Here is a 13599-nt window from a genome sequence, read left to right as displayed (position 1 = left end):
TCATGGCCAAGGCGGCGATCGAGACGACGGCGACGCTTACCGTGCCCGTGACGGTGCTCGCTGCCGGGGGTTCTGGGCGGGTTCTCATCGCCGCGCAGCCTCGCCCGCGCGGACGGCCGACCGGCCGACCGTCGGTGAACGGGGGACGAACCCCGGCACCCGCCGGCGCCGGCTCCGCATCGTTCGCCGAGTCGTCACCGGTCGGACACGGGCCGGACGCCCGCAGGTGCACCGGGACCTGCTTGCCTCGATCCGTGATCGCCGCCCACAGCCGTCCGACCCCCCGGAGCGCAGCCGTGACCACCAGCACCTACGGCGCCGAGCCCGGCGTCCTCGCCATCGCCCATCGGGGCGGCCCCTCGCTCGGCCCGGAGAACACCGCCGAGGCCTTCGAACGCTCGATCGGGCTGGGCCTTCGCTACCTGGAGACCGATGTCCGCACGACGTCGGACGGCGTGTGCGTCGCGTTCCACGACCGGACCCTGCGCCGCCTGACGGGCCGACCGGGCCGACTGTCGGATCTCTCGTGGGCCGACGTGCGCGGGCTGCGCGTGGACGGCGTGGCGGCCGTGCCGCGACTCGAGGACCTGCTGACGGCGTGGCCGGAGGTCCGCTGGGTGATCGACGTCAAGCAGACGTCGGCGCTCGTCCCGCTGGTCCAGGTGCTCCGCCGCACCCACGCCGCCGCACGGATCTGCCTGTCCGGCCCGTGGGAAGGGTGGCTCGAGGAGGCCGCGGCCTCGCTGGGCCCGGACGTCAGCACGGCGGTCGGGTGGAGCTCGCTGCCCCGGATCGTGGCCGGGGGGCGGCCGGGCGGCCGGTCGGCGCGGTACCTGCACCTGCCGCTGCGCCTCGGTGAGTGGCGGGTGCCGTCCGCCCGGCTGGTGCAGCGCGCGCACGACCAGGGGCTCCGGGCGCTCGTCTGGGGCGTGCACGGCTCGCTCGAGATGCACCAGCTGCTCGACGACGGCGTCGACGGCATCATCACCGACCGTCCGGACGTGCTCCGCGCCGTGCTCGTCGGGCGCGGTGCGTGGCGCGCGCCCGACGCCCGGCCCCCGGCAGCGGCGAGGCCCCGCACCCCGGTGGGGTACGAGGCCTCGGCGGGCTGACCGCCCGTCCGGCTGCCGTGCTGCGTCCTGCTGTGCGGCCCGCTCAGCCGTTCGGGTGCGCGGCGTCGTACGCGGCGCGCAGCTCGGCCGAGATGCGGCCGCGGTCGTTGACGGCGAAGCCGTTCTCCCGTCCCCAGTCCCGCACCGTGGTGCTGGACGACCCGCGGCGCGCGGCCGGGCGCTTGCCCGGGCGCTGACGGCCACCCGTGCGGCGGGCCAGGCCCGTCCAGCGGGCGAGCGACTCGCGCAGCTGAGCAGCGTTGGCCGTGCTGAGGTCGATCTCGTACGTCACGCCGTCGAGCGCGAACGTGACGGTCTCGTCGGCCGCGCCGCCGTCGAGATCATCGACGAGAACGACCTGAACCTTCTGTGCCATGACATTTCCTTACGTCGCAGATGCCCCCGTTGACATCATCACAATACCCCGCCACACAACAATCGCGCGCCGACACACAAAGATCAGTCGTCGACCGCGGGTCCCGGTGGCACATTCTTCTGCACCGCGTCGCGACGTTCTTCCGCGTCCAGCCGTGCCATGGCGGCACGCTCGGTCCGGTCGGCACGCACGATGGTGCGGATGGCGAGCCAGAACAGCAGCCCGACCCCCACGGACGGGACGAGGGCCGCCAGCGCCTGCAGCGCGGGGTGCACGGCGAGCCCCTCAGGCCTGCGGCTTGACGAGCGGGAAGAGGATGGTGTCGCGAATGCCGAGGCCGGTCATCGACATGAGCAGCCGGTCGATCCCCATGCCCATTCCGCCCGACGGCGGCATGGCGTGCTCCATCGCGACGAGAAAGTCCTCGTCGAGCGCCATCGCCTCGTCGTCGCCGGCCGCGGCGAGCAGCGCCTGCGCCTCGAAACGCTGCCGCTGGACCACCGGGTCGACGAGCTCGGAATAGGCGGTAGCGAGCTCCAGCCCGCGCACGTACAGGTCCCATTTCTCGACGACGCCATGGCGCGTGCGGTGGTCGCGCGTCAGCGGGCTGGTGTCGACCGGGAAGTCGCGCACGAAGGTGGGCGCGACCAGGTGGTCACCCACGTGGTGCTCCCACAGCTCCTCGACGAGCTTGCCGTGGTTCTGCTTCTTGGGGTCCACCTGGATGTCGAACCGCGCGACGAGCCGCAGCAGGTCCGCGACGGGGTGCTGCGGGGTGATCTCCTCCCCCAGCGCGTCGGACAGCGAGTGGTAGAGGCTGATCGCGGCCCACTGCCCGCCGAGGTCGTACTCGGTGCCGTCCGCGAGCGTGACCAGCGTGGTGCCGAGCGCGTCCTGCGCCGCCGTCTGGACCAGGTCCTGGGTGAGGGCCGCCATGGTGTCGTAGTCGCCGTAGGCCTCGTACGCCTCGAGCGTCGCGAACTCCGGGGAGTGCGTGGAGTCGGCACCCTCGTTGCGGAACGAGCGGTTGATCTCGAAGACCCGCTCCACCCCGCCGACCACGGCGCGCTTGAGGAACAGCTCCGGCGCGATCCGCAGGTACATCTCGAGGTCGAACGCGTTGATGTGCGTGGTGAACGGCCGGGCCGCGGCGCCGCCGTGCAGCGTCTGCAGCATCGGGGTCTCGACCTCGAGGTAGCCGCGGCGGTGGAAGTTGTCCCGCAGGGACCGCACGACGGCGGCCCGGACGCGCACGGCGTCCCGCGCTGCGGGGCGCACGATGAGGTCGACGTAGCGCTGGCGGACGCGCGACTCCTCCGACAGCTCCTTGTGCAGCACCGGCAGCGGTCGCAGCGCCTTGGCGGCGAGGCGCCACTCGTCGGCGAAGACGCTCAGCTCGCCGCGCCGTGACGAGCCGACGGTCCCGTGCGCGAAGAGGTGGTCACCGAGGTCGACGTCGGCCTTGAACCGGTCGAGCTGCTCCTCGCCGACGTCCGCCTGGCTGAGCATGACCTGCAGCCGGGTGCCGTCGCCGTCCTGCAGCGTGACGAAGCACAGCTTGCCGGTGTTGCGCAGGTGGACCACGCGACCGGCGACGCCGACGACGACGTCGGTCTGGGCGCCGGCCTCGAGCCCGCCGTGCTCGGCGCGGACCTGGGCGATGGTGGTGGTCACCGGCACGCCGACGGGGTAGGCCTCGCCGCCGTCCGCCAGGATCCGCTCGCGCTTGGCCCGGCGGATCGCCAGCTGCTCCGGCAGGTCGTCCTCGGTGTCGGCTGGCGGCGGGGGCGTGGTCACGCGCCCGATCCTACGAGGTCGAGCGCCAGGTCAAGGATCGGCGAGGAGTGCGTCAGCCCGCCGACGGACAGGTGGTCCACCCCCGTCGCCGCGACCTCGGCTGCGCGCTCCAGGGTGAGGTTGCCGGTGGCCTCGAGCTCGACGCGACCCACCTCGGGCTCGCGTGCTCGCACGGCGGCGACGACCTCGGCCAGCAGCGCGGTCGCCATGTTGTCGAGCAGCAGGAACCGCGCGCCGGCGTCGATCGCCTCCATCGCCTGAGCCAGGGTGTCCGCCTCGACCTGGATCGGTACGTCGGGCCATGCGGCCCGGACGGCGGCGACGGCGCTCGCGACCGAGCCGGCCGCCGCGACGTGGTTGTCCTTGACCATCGCGACGTCGTACAGACCCATCCGCTTGTTGTCGCCGCCGCCGCAGCGCACGGCGTACTTCTCCAGGTCGCGCAGCCCGGGCGTCGTCTTGCGGGTGTCCAGCACGGTGGCGCCGGTGCCCGCGAGCGCGTGCGCCCAGCGCGACGTGTGGGTCGCCACGCCCGAGGCCCGGCTGGCCAGGTTGAGCAGCGTGCGCTCGGCGACGAGCAGCACCTGGACCGGGCCGGTGAGCACCGCGAGCACGTCGCCGGGCCGCACCGCTGCGCCGTCGGCGACCCGGAGCTCGACGGTGGCCCGGGCCAGCCCGAGCCGGGCCGCGACCTCGTCGAGCACGGGGGCCAGCACCGGCAGCCCTGCCACCACGCCGGCCTGGCGCGCGACGAGGTGGGCGCTACCCTGGGCTGCGGGGTCGATCGTCGCCTGGGTGGTGACGTCGCGACCCGGGGCGGGACCGAGGTCCTCGTCGAGCGCCACCGTGACGAGCGCCCGCAGGCGCACCGGGTCGAGACCGCGGACGGGGCCGGACGCTGCTGCAGTCATGGCAGCACGCTAGTGCTCTGCATACCCCAGGGGGTATGATCCGGCCATGTCACTCCTCGACCGCCTCCTGCGCCGCGACCCCGACGCCCTGCCCCACGCCGTCCGCGCCGAGCGCGCCCTCACCCTCCTCGAGGACGGCGCCGTCCTGGTCGACGTGCGCGAGCCCGCCGAGTGGCGCAGCGGCCACGCCCCCCGCGCCAAGCACATCCCGCTCGGCAAGCTCGGCGCCGAGGCGCGGCGCCTGCCGCAGGGCAAGACCGTTGTCGTCATGTGCGCCTCGGGCAACCGCTCGCGCGGCGCGGCAGCCCAGCTGCGGGCCGCGGGCTTCGAGGCGACCAGCCTCACCGGCGGGATCGGCGCCTGGCGGGCCGCCGGCGGGCCGGTGACGACGCGATGAGCGCGGCGGAGCGGACCGACGGACCTACCCCGGCGGACGGCGCGGCTGAGACCATGGGGGCGACCGACACCCCTGTGACCCCCGCTCCGGAGGCTGGCATGCACCTCGACCCGGCAGAGCTCACCGCCGTCATCCACCGGCTGCGCCGCGCGCAGGGCCAGATCGGCGGTGTGCTGCGGCTGCTCGAGGAGGGCGCCGACTGCGCCGACGTCGTGACCCAGCTGTCCGCCGCGTCCAAGGCGCTCGACCGGGCGGGCTTCGTCATCATCGCCTCCGGCCTGGAGCAGTGCATCTCCCGCGGCGAGGAGGCCGCCGGGATCGACCGCGCGAAGCTGCAGAAGCTGTTCCTCTCGCTCGCATGAGCGATCCGGCCGAGGCCCTCGGCACGGCGGACGGGCCCGTCGCCCGGCACGGCATGGCCGGAGGCCCGATGGACGCCGCGGCCTGGGACGCCCGGTACGCCGCCGCATCCCTGTGGGGCAGCGCGCCCAACGTGTTCGTGGTCCGGCACACCCGGGGGCTCACGCCGGGGCGCGCCCGCGACGTCGCGGCCGGCGACGGCCGGCACGCGGTGTGGTTGGCCGGCGAGGGCTGGCAGGTCGAGGCGCTGGACTTCTCCGCGACGGCGATCGAGCGTGGCCGGGCCGCGGCCGGGCGACTGGCCGCCGAGGGACGGCTGAGCGGCGCGATCACGTGGCGGGTCGCCGACGCGACGACCGTCGAGCCGGAGCCCGGCACGGCGGACCTCGTCGTCATGGCCTACCTGCACCTGCCGGCGCCCGCCGCGCGCGAGGCGCTCGTGCGCGCCGCCGCGACGCTCGCCCCCGGCGGCACGTTCGTGCTCGTCGGGCACGACCGCAGCAACCTCGCCGACGGCACCGGCGGGCCGCAGGACCCGGCCGTCCTGACGGACGCGGGCACGGTCGCCGCCACGCTCGCCGAGGCCGGGCTGGAGGTCACACTGGCCGAGGTCGCCGCGCGACCGGTCGACGGGGCCTCGCGCCCCGCGCTGGACACCGTGGTCGTCGCGGTCCGCCCGCTCTGACCCCACGCTGCACCCTGGCCGACCGCTGGGCGCGCCGACCCTCTGGGACCTGCGCCCCAGGACCTGTCTCCCAGGGACCTCGCCGACCGCTGGCTAGCGTCGGGAGGGCACCACCCCGTGCGACCTGACCGGAGCGCGAACCTGACATCCACATACCCCCTGGGGTATGCTGGTCCCAGGCCGGGCGACCCGGCAGACCTGTCCGACCGGGCGTGAGCCCTGACCGTGAGGAACCCCATGAAGATCGTCGTCGTCGGTGGAGTGGCCGGCGGGATGAGCGCGGCCGCCCGGGCCCGCCGTCTCGCGGAGGATGCCGAGATCGTCGTCCTGGAGCGCGGCGAGTACGTCTCGTTCGCCAACTGCGGCCTGCCGTACCACGTGGGCGAGGAGATCGCAGACCGCGCCTCCCTGCTGCTGCAGACGCCCGCGTCGCTGCACGCCGCACTCAACCTCGACGTCCGCACCGGCCACGAGGTCGTGTCGATCGACCCCGCGGCGAAGCAGGTCATCGCGCGCACGCCGCACGGCGGCACCACGGTCGTCGACTACGACGCGCTGGTCCTGTCCCCCGGGGCGACGCCCATCCGTCCCCCCATCGAGGGTCTCGACCTGCCCCAGGTGACCACCCTGCGCACCGTCCCGGACGCGGACACCCTGCGCGCGCTGGTCACCGACTCCGCCCGCCGCGCCGTCGTCCTCGGCGCCGGGTTCATCGGCCTGGAGGCCGCCGAGGCCCTGCGGATGCGGGGGCTGGAGGTCGACCTGGTCGACCTCGCCCCCCACGTGCTGCCGCCCCTGGACAGCGAGCTCGCCGAGCTGCTCGACGCGGAGCTCACCTCCCGCGGCGTCACCACCTACATCGGGCTCGCCGCCACCTCGATCACGCGGACCCTCGGCGCCGACCACCTCGTCGAGGTGACCCTGTCCGACGGCACCGTGCTGCCCGCCGACATGGTCGTGCTGTCCGTCGGTGTGCGGCCCGACACGCACCTGGCCGCCGCCGCCGGCCTCGAGCTCGGTGCGGGCGGCGCGATCGTCGTGGACAACGCCCAGCGCACGTCCGACCCGTCGATCTGGGCCGTCGGCGACGCCACGGCCGTGCGCCACGGCGTCACCGGGGTCGTGGCCCCCGTCCCGCTCGCGGGGCCGGCGAACCGCCAGGGCCGCCGCGCCGCCGACTCGATCTTCGGTCGGCTCACCGAGGCGACCCTCGCCCGCCCGGTGCTCGGCACCGCCGTCGTGCGCGTCTTCGGGCTCACGGCCGCCGTGACCGGTGCGAGCCAGCACATGCTGCGCCAGGCCGGGATCGTCCACCACGTGGTGCACACCCACCCGGGCCACCACGCCGGGTACTTCCCGGGCTCGGAGCAGATCCACATGACCGTCGCGTTCGCCCCCGACGGCCGGCTGCTCGGCGCGCAGGCGGTCGGCCGCGCCGGCGTGGACAAGCGGATCGACGTGCTGGCCACGGCCCTGGCCGCCGGGATGACGATGGACGACGTCGCCGAGCTCGAGCTCGCCTACGCGCCGCCGTACGGCTCGGCCAAGGACCCGGTCAACATGGCCGGGATGGTCGCCCAGAACGTCCTCGACGGGTCGCTGACCCTCTGGTACCCGCACCAGCTCGAGGAGGTCGCGGCGACGTCGCTCATCGTCGACGTGCGCTCGCACGGGGAGTTCCGGCGCGGCCACCTGGCCGGCGCGATGAACGTCCCGCACACCGAGGTGCGCGCCCACCTGGAGCAGATCCGCGAGGCCGCCGCCGGCCGGTCGGTCCGGGTGCACTGCGCGAGCGGCTTCCGCTCGTACCTGGCCCACCGCATCCTGGTGCAGGAGGGCTTCGACTCGGCCAACCTGTCCGGTGGGATGCTCACGCTGCGCGCCGCCCGGCCGGACGTCGAGCTCGTCACGGGCTGACGACGCACGACGACGGCGGGTGCCCCCGGTCCGGGGCGCCCGCCGTCGTCGCACGTACCGCCGATCAGGCGCCGATCGGTCGCGGGCCCAGCACCAGCTCGCCGTCCGGGTCCAGGCCGCCCTCGATCCGCAGCGCCCAGGCGTCGTCGGGGGCCGGCATGTCCTCACGGAAGTGCCCGCCCCGGCTCTCCGGACGCATCGCCGCCGCGGCGGTGAGCACCGAGGCGACCTGGTGCAGGTTGGTCGTCTCCCACTCGGCGGTCTGCGGCGCGGCCTGCACGCCGGCGACGCGGTGCGCGCGCGTGGGGACCTGCTCCAGGGCGGCCCCGGCGCGCGCCAGACCGTCCCCGGAGCGGATGACCCCCGGCCCCGCGGCGGCGATGCGCTGCAGGCGTGTGCGCATCGTGGCGGCGACGAGCGCTGCGTGCCCGGGCCGTTCGACCGGCTCGAGCTGCGGCAGCTCGTCCGCCGCGACGCGCGCCACGACGTCCTGCGCCGCGCGGTGCGCGAAGACCAGGCCCTCGAGCAGCGAGTTCGACGCGAGCCGGTTGGCGCCGTGCACCCCGGTGCACGCGACCTCCCCCGCCGCGTACAGCCCGGTCAGGGTGGACCGGCCACGCAGGTCCGTGAGGATCCCGCCCGAGTGGTAGTGCTGCGCGGGGGCGACGGGCACGAGGTCGGTGGACATGTCGATGCCCTCGCCCAGCAGCCGCTCGTTGATCGTCGGGAAGCGCCCGCGCAGGAAGTCCGCCCCCAGGTGCCGCGCGTCGAGGAACACGTGGTCCGATCCGGTCGCCGCCATCCGCCGCACGATGGCGTGCGCGACGACGTCGCGCGGGGCGAGCTCAGCCAGCGGGTGGACCTCGGGCATGAACCGCAGGCCGTCGGTGTCCAGCAGCATGGCGCCCTCGCCGCGCACGGCCTCGGAGACCAGCGCGAGCTGACCCTTGACCCCGGCGCCGAGCCACAGCACCGTCGGGTGGAACTGGACGTACTCCATGTCGCCCACGAGGGCACCCGCGCGCAGGGCCGCGGCCAGGCCGTCGCCCGTCGCCGCGGCGGGGTTGGTCGAGGACGGGTAGACCTGCCCGATGCCGCCGGTCGCGAGCACCACGGCCCGGCCGAGCGCCGCACCCACGCCGTCGCGCGTCCCCTTGCCGATGACGTGCAGGGTGACCCCGCAGACCGGGCCGGGCCGGCCGTCGGCGTCCGGCGCCGCGGTGAGCAGGTCGAGGACCAGGGCGTGCTCGATCACCTCGATGCCCGGGTCGCTCCGGACGGCGTCCAGCTGGGCCACGAGGGCGCGCGAGATCTCGGCGCCCGTCGCGTCGCCGCCGGCGTGCGCGATCCGGTCGGCGTGGTGCCCGCCCTCCCGCGTGAGCGACAGCTCGCCGTCCGGCTCGGTGTCGAACCGTGCGCCCCGTGCCACGAGCTCGCGCACGCGCGCCGGGCCCTCGGTGACGAGCACGTCGACCGCCGCCGGGTCGCACACGCCGCCGCCGGCCACGAGCGTGTCGGTCTTGTGCGCCGCGGGGCTGTCGTCGGGGTCCAGTGCCGCGGCGATCCCGCCCTGCGCCCACACCGTCGAGCCGGAGGCGAGCTCGCCCTTGGTCACCAGCAGCACGCGCGGTACCCGCGTGCGCAGGTGCAGCGCGGCGGTCAGCCCGGCGATCCCCGAGCCCACGACGACGACGTCGGCGCGCGCGGTCCAGCCCGGCTCCGGGGCGGCCAGCCGGCTCGCGAGCCTCATCGCACCTCTGCCCAGGCGACGGCGGCCGTCAGCTCGTGCTCGCCGGGCAGGCCCGGGTCGTGCCCCCGGTCGACCATCCGGTTGTCCTCGTCGACGTGGACGACGCGCGGGGTGTAGGTGCGGGCCTCGGCATCCGGCAGCTGGGCGTACGCGATGACGATGACGACGTCCCCGGGGTGGACGAGGTGCGCCGCGGCACCGTTGACGCACACCACGCCGGAGCCGGCCGCGCCCGCCAGCGCGTAGGTGGTCAACCGGGCGCCGTTGGTGACGTCGACGACGTCGACCTGCTGCCCCGGCAGGATGTCGGCCGCCGCCAGGAGCTCCGCGTCCACGGTGATCGACCCCACGTAGTGCAGGTCGGCCGCCGTGACCCGTGCGCGGTGGACCTTGCCGGTCATCATCGTGCGCAACCAGGTGCTCGTGCTCATGAGGACTCCTCACCGGCGATGCCCAGCACCGCGTTGTCGATCAGCCGGGTGGTGCCCACGCGCGCCGCGAGCACCAGCAGGGCCTGGCCGCGGTGGTCCGCGGCGACGTCGTCGACCGTCGTCGGGTCCACCAGTGACACGTAGTCCACCACGAGGCCGGGCTCGGCGGTGAGCCGGGACCGCGCCGCGGCCAGCACGTCGGCGGCCGGCAGGCCCGCCCCGGCTGCCGTGCCGGCTGCGGCCAGTGCGTCCGACAGCGCCCGGGCGGTGGTGCGCTCCCCGGCGTCGAGGTAGGCGTTGCGGCTGGACAGCGCCACGCCGTCGGCGTCGCGGACGATCGGTACGGCGAGGATCTCGACCGGCACGTCGAGGTCGTGGACCATGCGGCGCACCGCGGCGAGCTGCTGGGCGTCCTTCTGCCCGAAGACGGCGACGTCGGGCGCCACGAGGTGCAGCAGCTTGAGGACCACCGTGAGCACGCCGTCGAAGTGCCCCGGCCGGTGGGCGCCCTCGAGCCGCTCGCCCAGCCGCCCGGCCGAGACCCGAACCACGGCCTCGCCGCGGTAGACCTCGTCGACCGACGGCGCGAAGACGAGGTCGGCGCCCGCGGTCGCGAGCAGCGCGACGTCGGCCGCCAGGTCCCGCGGGTAGCGCGCGAGGTCCTCGGCGGGGCCGAACTGCAGCGGGTTGACGAAGATCGTCACGACCACCTGGTCGGCGCGCTCGCGCGCGGCGCGGACCAGCGCGAGGTGGCCCTCGTGCAGCGCGCCCATCGTCATGACGACGGCGCGGCGGCCCGCGGGGGTCGCCGCCGGCCCCCCGGGCGGGGCCGCGAGCGCTGCCGTCAGGTCCGTGCGGGTGTGCACGACGTGCGGGGTCATCGGGTCGCCTCCCCGGCGATCGTGTCGAGCAGGCGCTCGGCCTGCTCGGGGGTGATCCGGCCGCCCAGCAGGGCACGGGCCGTGGTGGCCCGGGCCAGCGCCCGGTAGGTCGGCGGCAGGTCGGCCGCCGCGGGGTCGCGCGCGGCCAGGGCCGCCAGCTCGTCGAGGTGGGCCGCGACCGTGCCGGCGTCGCCGCGCACCACCGGTCCGGTGAGCGAGGCCACGCCGGCGTCGGGCGCCGCGCGCAGCGCGCCGTCGAGCGCGGCGCCCAGCAGCGGCGCGAGGGCAGCACCGGGGTCCGCGACGCCCGCGGCGGCCAGCGCCTGGGCCGCCTGGGCCACGAGGACCACGAGGTGGTTGGCCCCGTGCGCCAGGGCCGCGTGGTAGAGCGGGCGGGCCTGCTCGGCGACGACCACGGGGTCCCCGCCGATCTCCACGACCAGCGCCTGGCCGATCGGGAGCACCGGCGACGGCCCGGTCACCGCGAACGTGGCGCCGACCAGCCGGACGAGGTCGAGCGACGTCCCGGTGAAGGTCATCGCGGGGTGGATCGCCAGGGGGATGACGCCCACGGCCGCGGCGGGGGCCAGCACGCCGACGCCGTGCGCACCCGCGGTGTGGACGACGATCTGCCCCGGGTGCCACGCGCCGAGCCGCGCCAGCCCCGCGACGAGGTCTGCCAGCGCGTCGTCGGGCACCGTGAGCAGCACGAGCTCCGCGCGCTCGACCACCTGCGGCACCTCGAGCGCCGGGACGCCCGGCAGCATCGCCCCGATCCGCTCGCGGCTGGCCGCGGAGATCCCGCTGGCCCCGACGACGGCGTGCCCTGCCGCCCGCAACGCGCTGCCGAGGACGGCCCCGACCCGGCCGGCGCCGACGACGCCGACCCCGAGCCGACCGGGGGGTGGCGTGGTCATCGCACGTCCGCGGCGGGCGGCGGGGGCGGGGGCACCGTCGTCACCGGCGGGCCAGCGGGCGGCGGGGGCGGGGGCGGGGGCACCGTCGTCACCGGCGGGCCAGCGGGCGGCGGGGGCGGGCCGGCGGGGGGCGTCGGGACCGTCGTCTGGACCGTCGCGGCGGGGACCGGGGATGCCGGTCCCCGCATCCAGCGCTCGGGGCCCGCGCCGGCCCGAGCGAGCCGCGCGCGCACGGCCTGGGCGTCGACGAGCTCGCCGGCGCCGGCGGCGTCCAGGTGCGCGACGCGCGGCGTGATCGGCCCCGGGGTCGAGTGCAGGGCCACCGACGCCAGGCCGAGCCGACGCTGCAGCGGACCCTGGTGCAGGCCGAGCGACTGGAGGCGTGCGTGGGGCACCACGAGGACCTCACGCACCCACCGGCCTCGGCGCACGAGGAGCGCGTGCTCGGTGACGACGTAGCCGTTGCGGCGCCACGACCAGGGGTCCAGCGGACGGGCGCGCCGCGGGCTGGTGACGAACCCCTCCGCGGAGCCGGTGCCCACGAGCGCCGCCTCGAGCACGGCGCGCGGGTCGGCGACACCCAGGTCCGGCAGCACGAGCCACAGGACCAGCAGCGCCTGGGCGCGGTCGCCGACCGGCAGCAGCACGGTCTGGGTGGGCGCGTCCTGCGACTGGTTGAAGCCCGCGATGTTGGACTCGACGCGCCACCAGTCCTTGCGCCGCCACAGCAGCGGCTGCGTGAGGCGCACGGCCTGGACGCGCCCGGGCGGGACCGTCTGCGCGCGGGACTCGAGCAGCCCGTGCCTCAGGCGCAGGCCGTCGGGCGACTGCGCGACCCGGAAGTCGAACTCCCCCGCGAACCGGCCCCAGAGGTACCCGCCGGCGCCGAGCAGGGCCGGCAGGGCGGTGAACAGCGCACCGAGCTCGCGCGTGCCCACCGCGACCCCGACCACGCCCACGATGCCCAGGGTGAGCACGACGATGGCGATCGACCGCACGAGCGACGCGACCAGCCGGGTGGGCGAGACCGCGATGAGCTCCCGCTCTGGCGCCTCGGGCGCCTCCGGCTGCTCGACCGTGCCGAAGTCCACCCCGGCCGCGCGCGCCAGCAGGCCGTTGCGCAGCCGCTGGGCCGCGTCCTCGCGCAGGTAGGAGATCTGCACGGCCGAGTCGCCTGCGCCGGCGACCTCGATCCGCAGCTCCGCCAGCCCGAGGAGCCGGGCCAGCAGCGGCTTGACCACCGCGATCCCCTGGATCCGGTCGAGCCTCGCCGTGCGCTGCTGGCGGAACAGCACCCCGGTCTGCAGGTACACGGACTCCGCGTCCACGGCGTAGCGCGTCATCCGCCAGGCCAGGCCCGCGTAGCCGAAGCCGATGAGCACGGCGACGCCGAACGCCCCGATGATCGGGCCCCAGCCGGCGCGCTCGACGACCTCCTGCACCCCGTTGACCGAGGTGCCGACCTGCTGGACGACGATCGCCAGCAGCACCGCGAGGACCTTCCACCCCTTGACAGCCGGGGTGACGGGGTGGACGCGGCTCCAGACGAGATCCGCGCTCACAGCCCCGCCAGCCGGGCCTCACCGCGCGCGGCGAGCCGGTCGCGCAGGCGCGCGGCCTCGGCCGGGACGAGGCCGGGGATCGAGGCGTCGCTGCTCGCCGACGCCGTGTGCAGCTGCACGCGGGCCACCCCGCACCACCGGTCGAGCGGCCCGGCCTGCACGTCGACGAACTGCATCCGCCCGTAGGGGACCACGACGAGGGACCGCTGGAGCAGGCCGCGCCGGATGAGCAGGTCGTCGTCTCGCTCGGCGTAGCCGATCGCGCGCACCTGCCGCCGGACGAGCCAGGCGAGCCACAGCCCGACGACGGCCAGCACGGCGGGCACGGCCCACAGGGCCGGCTCGCCGACCAGGGCGGCCGCGACGACGGCCAGCACCAGCGGGATGCCCAGCGCGATGGCGATCGTCACGAGGCGCACGGTGACGAGCTGCGGGGACACCGGCTGCCACACCACCCCCGCCGGGTCGAACGGGCCACGGGGGTCTGGCTGCTCGGTCATGGC

Annotated in this window: 15 protein-coding genes; 5 read left to right on the top strand and 10 right to left on the bottom strand. The window is 75.8% G+C overall.

Translation table 11 applies throughout. The annotated features are described in order from the left end of the window. Positions 1 to 296 precede the first annotated feature (296 nt). Positions 297 to 1112: a glycerophosphodiester phosphodiesterase family protein gene (locus tag PKY62_RS04090; RefSeq protein WP_324535129.1), complete on the top strand. Its 816-nt coding sequence runs from the start codon at positions 297 to 299 to the stop codon at positions 1110 to 1112. A gap of 43 nt (positions 1113 to 1155) precedes the next feature. On the opposite strand, the gene PKY62_RS04085 is transcribed toward PKY62_RS04090, so the two are convergent. From PKY62_RS04085 to nadC, 4 genes are all read right to left on the bottom strand, one after another. After that, the gene (locus tag PKY62_RS04085; RefSeq protein ID WP_324535126.1) at positions 1156 to 1488 is read right to left on the bottom strand and encodes a histone-like nucleoid-structuring protein Lsr2; all 333 of its coding nucleotides are present in this window, start codon (positions 1486 to 1488) and stop codon (positions 1156 to 1158) included. A gap of 83 nt (positions 1489 to 1571) precedes the next feature. After that, positions 1572 to 1763 (bottom strand): hypothetical protein, encoded by a 192-nt coding sequence (locus PKY62_RS04080; protein WP_324535124.1) that lies wholly within the window; start codon positions 1761 to 1763, stop codon positions 1572 to 1574. Positions 1764 to 1773: 10 nt separating this feature from the next. Further along, positions 1774 to 3285, bottom strand: coding sequence for a lysine--tRNA ligase (gene lysS, locus PKY62_RS04075; protein WP_324535122.1), 1512 nt, complete (start codon positions 3283 to 3285; stop codon positions 1774 to 1776). After that, positions 3282 to 4196, bottom strand: a complete 915-nt coding sequence (nadC, locus tag PKY62_RS04070; RefSeq protein WP_324535120.1) for a carboxylating nicotinate-nucleotide diphosphorylase — start codon at positions 4194 to 4196, stop codon at positions 3282 to 3284. The genes lysS and nadC overlap by 4 nt, the downstream gene beginning before the upstream one ends. Before the next feature lie 46 nt (positions 4197 to 4242). Between nadC and PKY62_RS04065 the strand changes: the two genes are divergently transcribed. The 4 genes from PKY62_RS04065 (at position 4243) to PKY62_RS04050 (ending at position 7555) form a co-directional block, all read left to right on the top strand. Next, complete coding sequence (locus PKY62_RS04065) at positions 4243 to 4593, top strand: rhodanese-like domain-containing protein (RefSeq protein WP_324535118.1); 351 nt, start codon at positions 4243 to 4245, stop codon at positions 4591 to 4593. A gap of 98 nt (positions 4594 to 4691) precedes the next feature. After that, complete coding sequence (locus PKY62_RS04060; RefSeq protein WP_324535116.1) at positions 4692 to 4955, top strand: metal-sensitive transcriptional regulator; 264 nt, start codon at positions 4692 to 4694, stop codon at positions 4953 to 4955. Further along, complete coding sequence (locus PKY62_RS04055) at positions 4952 to 5638, top strand: class I SAM-dependent methyltransferase (RefSeq protein WP_324535114.1); 687 nt, start codon at positions 4952 to 4954, stop codon at positions 5636 to 5638. Before PKY62_RS04060 ends, PKY62_RS04055 begins: the two co-directional genes overlap by 4 nt. Positions 5639 to 5875: 237 nt before the next feature. Next, positions 5876 to 7555, top strand: a complete 1680-nt coding sequence (locus tag PKY62_RS04050) for an FAD-dependent oxidoreductase (protein WP_324535112.1) — start codon at positions 5876 to 5878, stop codon at positions 7553 to 7555. 64 nt (positions 7556 to 7619) lie between these two features. Here PKY62_RS04050 and PKY62_RS04045 read toward each other — a convergent pair whose 3' ends face one another. From PKY62_RS04045 to PKY62_RS04020, 6 genes are read right to left on the bottom strand one after another with little or no spacing between them, the layout of a single operon-like run. Further along, on the bottom strand, positions 7620 to 9305 hold the full coding sequence (locus PKY62_RS04045) for an L-aspartate oxidase (protein WP_324535110.1): 1686 nt from the start codon (positions 9303 to 9305) through the stop codon (positions 7620 to 7622). Beyond that, positions 9302 to 9736, bottom strand: coding sequence for an aspartate 1-decarboxylase (gene panD / locus PKY62_RS04040; protein WP_324535108.1), 435 nt, complete (start codon positions 9734 to 9736; stop codon positions 9302 to 9304). Before panD ends, PKY62_RS04045 begins: the two co-directional genes overlap by 4 nt. Continuing rightward, positions 9733 to 10617, bottom strand: coding sequence for a pantoate--beta-alanine ligase (gene panC, locus PKY62_RS04035; RefSeq protein ID WP_324535106.1), 885 nt, complete (start codon positions 10615 to 10617; stop codon positions 9733 to 9735). The genes panD and panC overlap by 4 nt, the downstream gene beginning before the upstream one ends. Beyond that, entirely contained in the window at positions 10614 to 11534 is a 921-nt protein-coding gene (locus PKY62_RS04030) for a Rossmann-like and DUF2520 domain-containing protein (RefSeq protein ID WP_324535104.1), read from the bottom strand. Before PKY62_RS04030 ends, panC begins: the two co-directional genes overlap by 4 nt. Continuing rightward, positions 11531 to 13096 (bottom strand): PH domain-containing protein, encoded by a 1566-nt coding sequence (locus tag PKY62_RS04025; protein ID WP_324535102.1) that lies wholly within the window; start codon positions 13094 to 13096, stop codon positions 11531 to 11533. Before PKY62_RS04025 ends, PKY62_RS04030 begins: the two co-directional genes overlap by 4 nt. Further along, positions 13093 to 13596, bottom strand: a complete 504-nt coding sequence (locus tag PKY62_RS04020; RefSeq protein ID WP_324535100.1) for a PH domain-containing protein — start codon at positions 13594 to 13596, stop codon at positions 13093 to 13095. Before PKY62_RS04020 ends, PKY62_RS04025 begins: the two co-directional genes overlap by 4 nt. Positions 13597 to 13599 lie beyond the last annotated feature (3 nt).

This window comes from Actinotalea sp. (assembly GCF_035443605.1).
Lineage (GTDB): Bacteria > Actinomycetota > Actinomycetes > Actinomycetales > Cellulomonadaceae > Actinotalea.
Note: the sequence above shows the minus strand (reverse complement) of the source record. Positions and strands in the feature narration are given on the sequence as shown.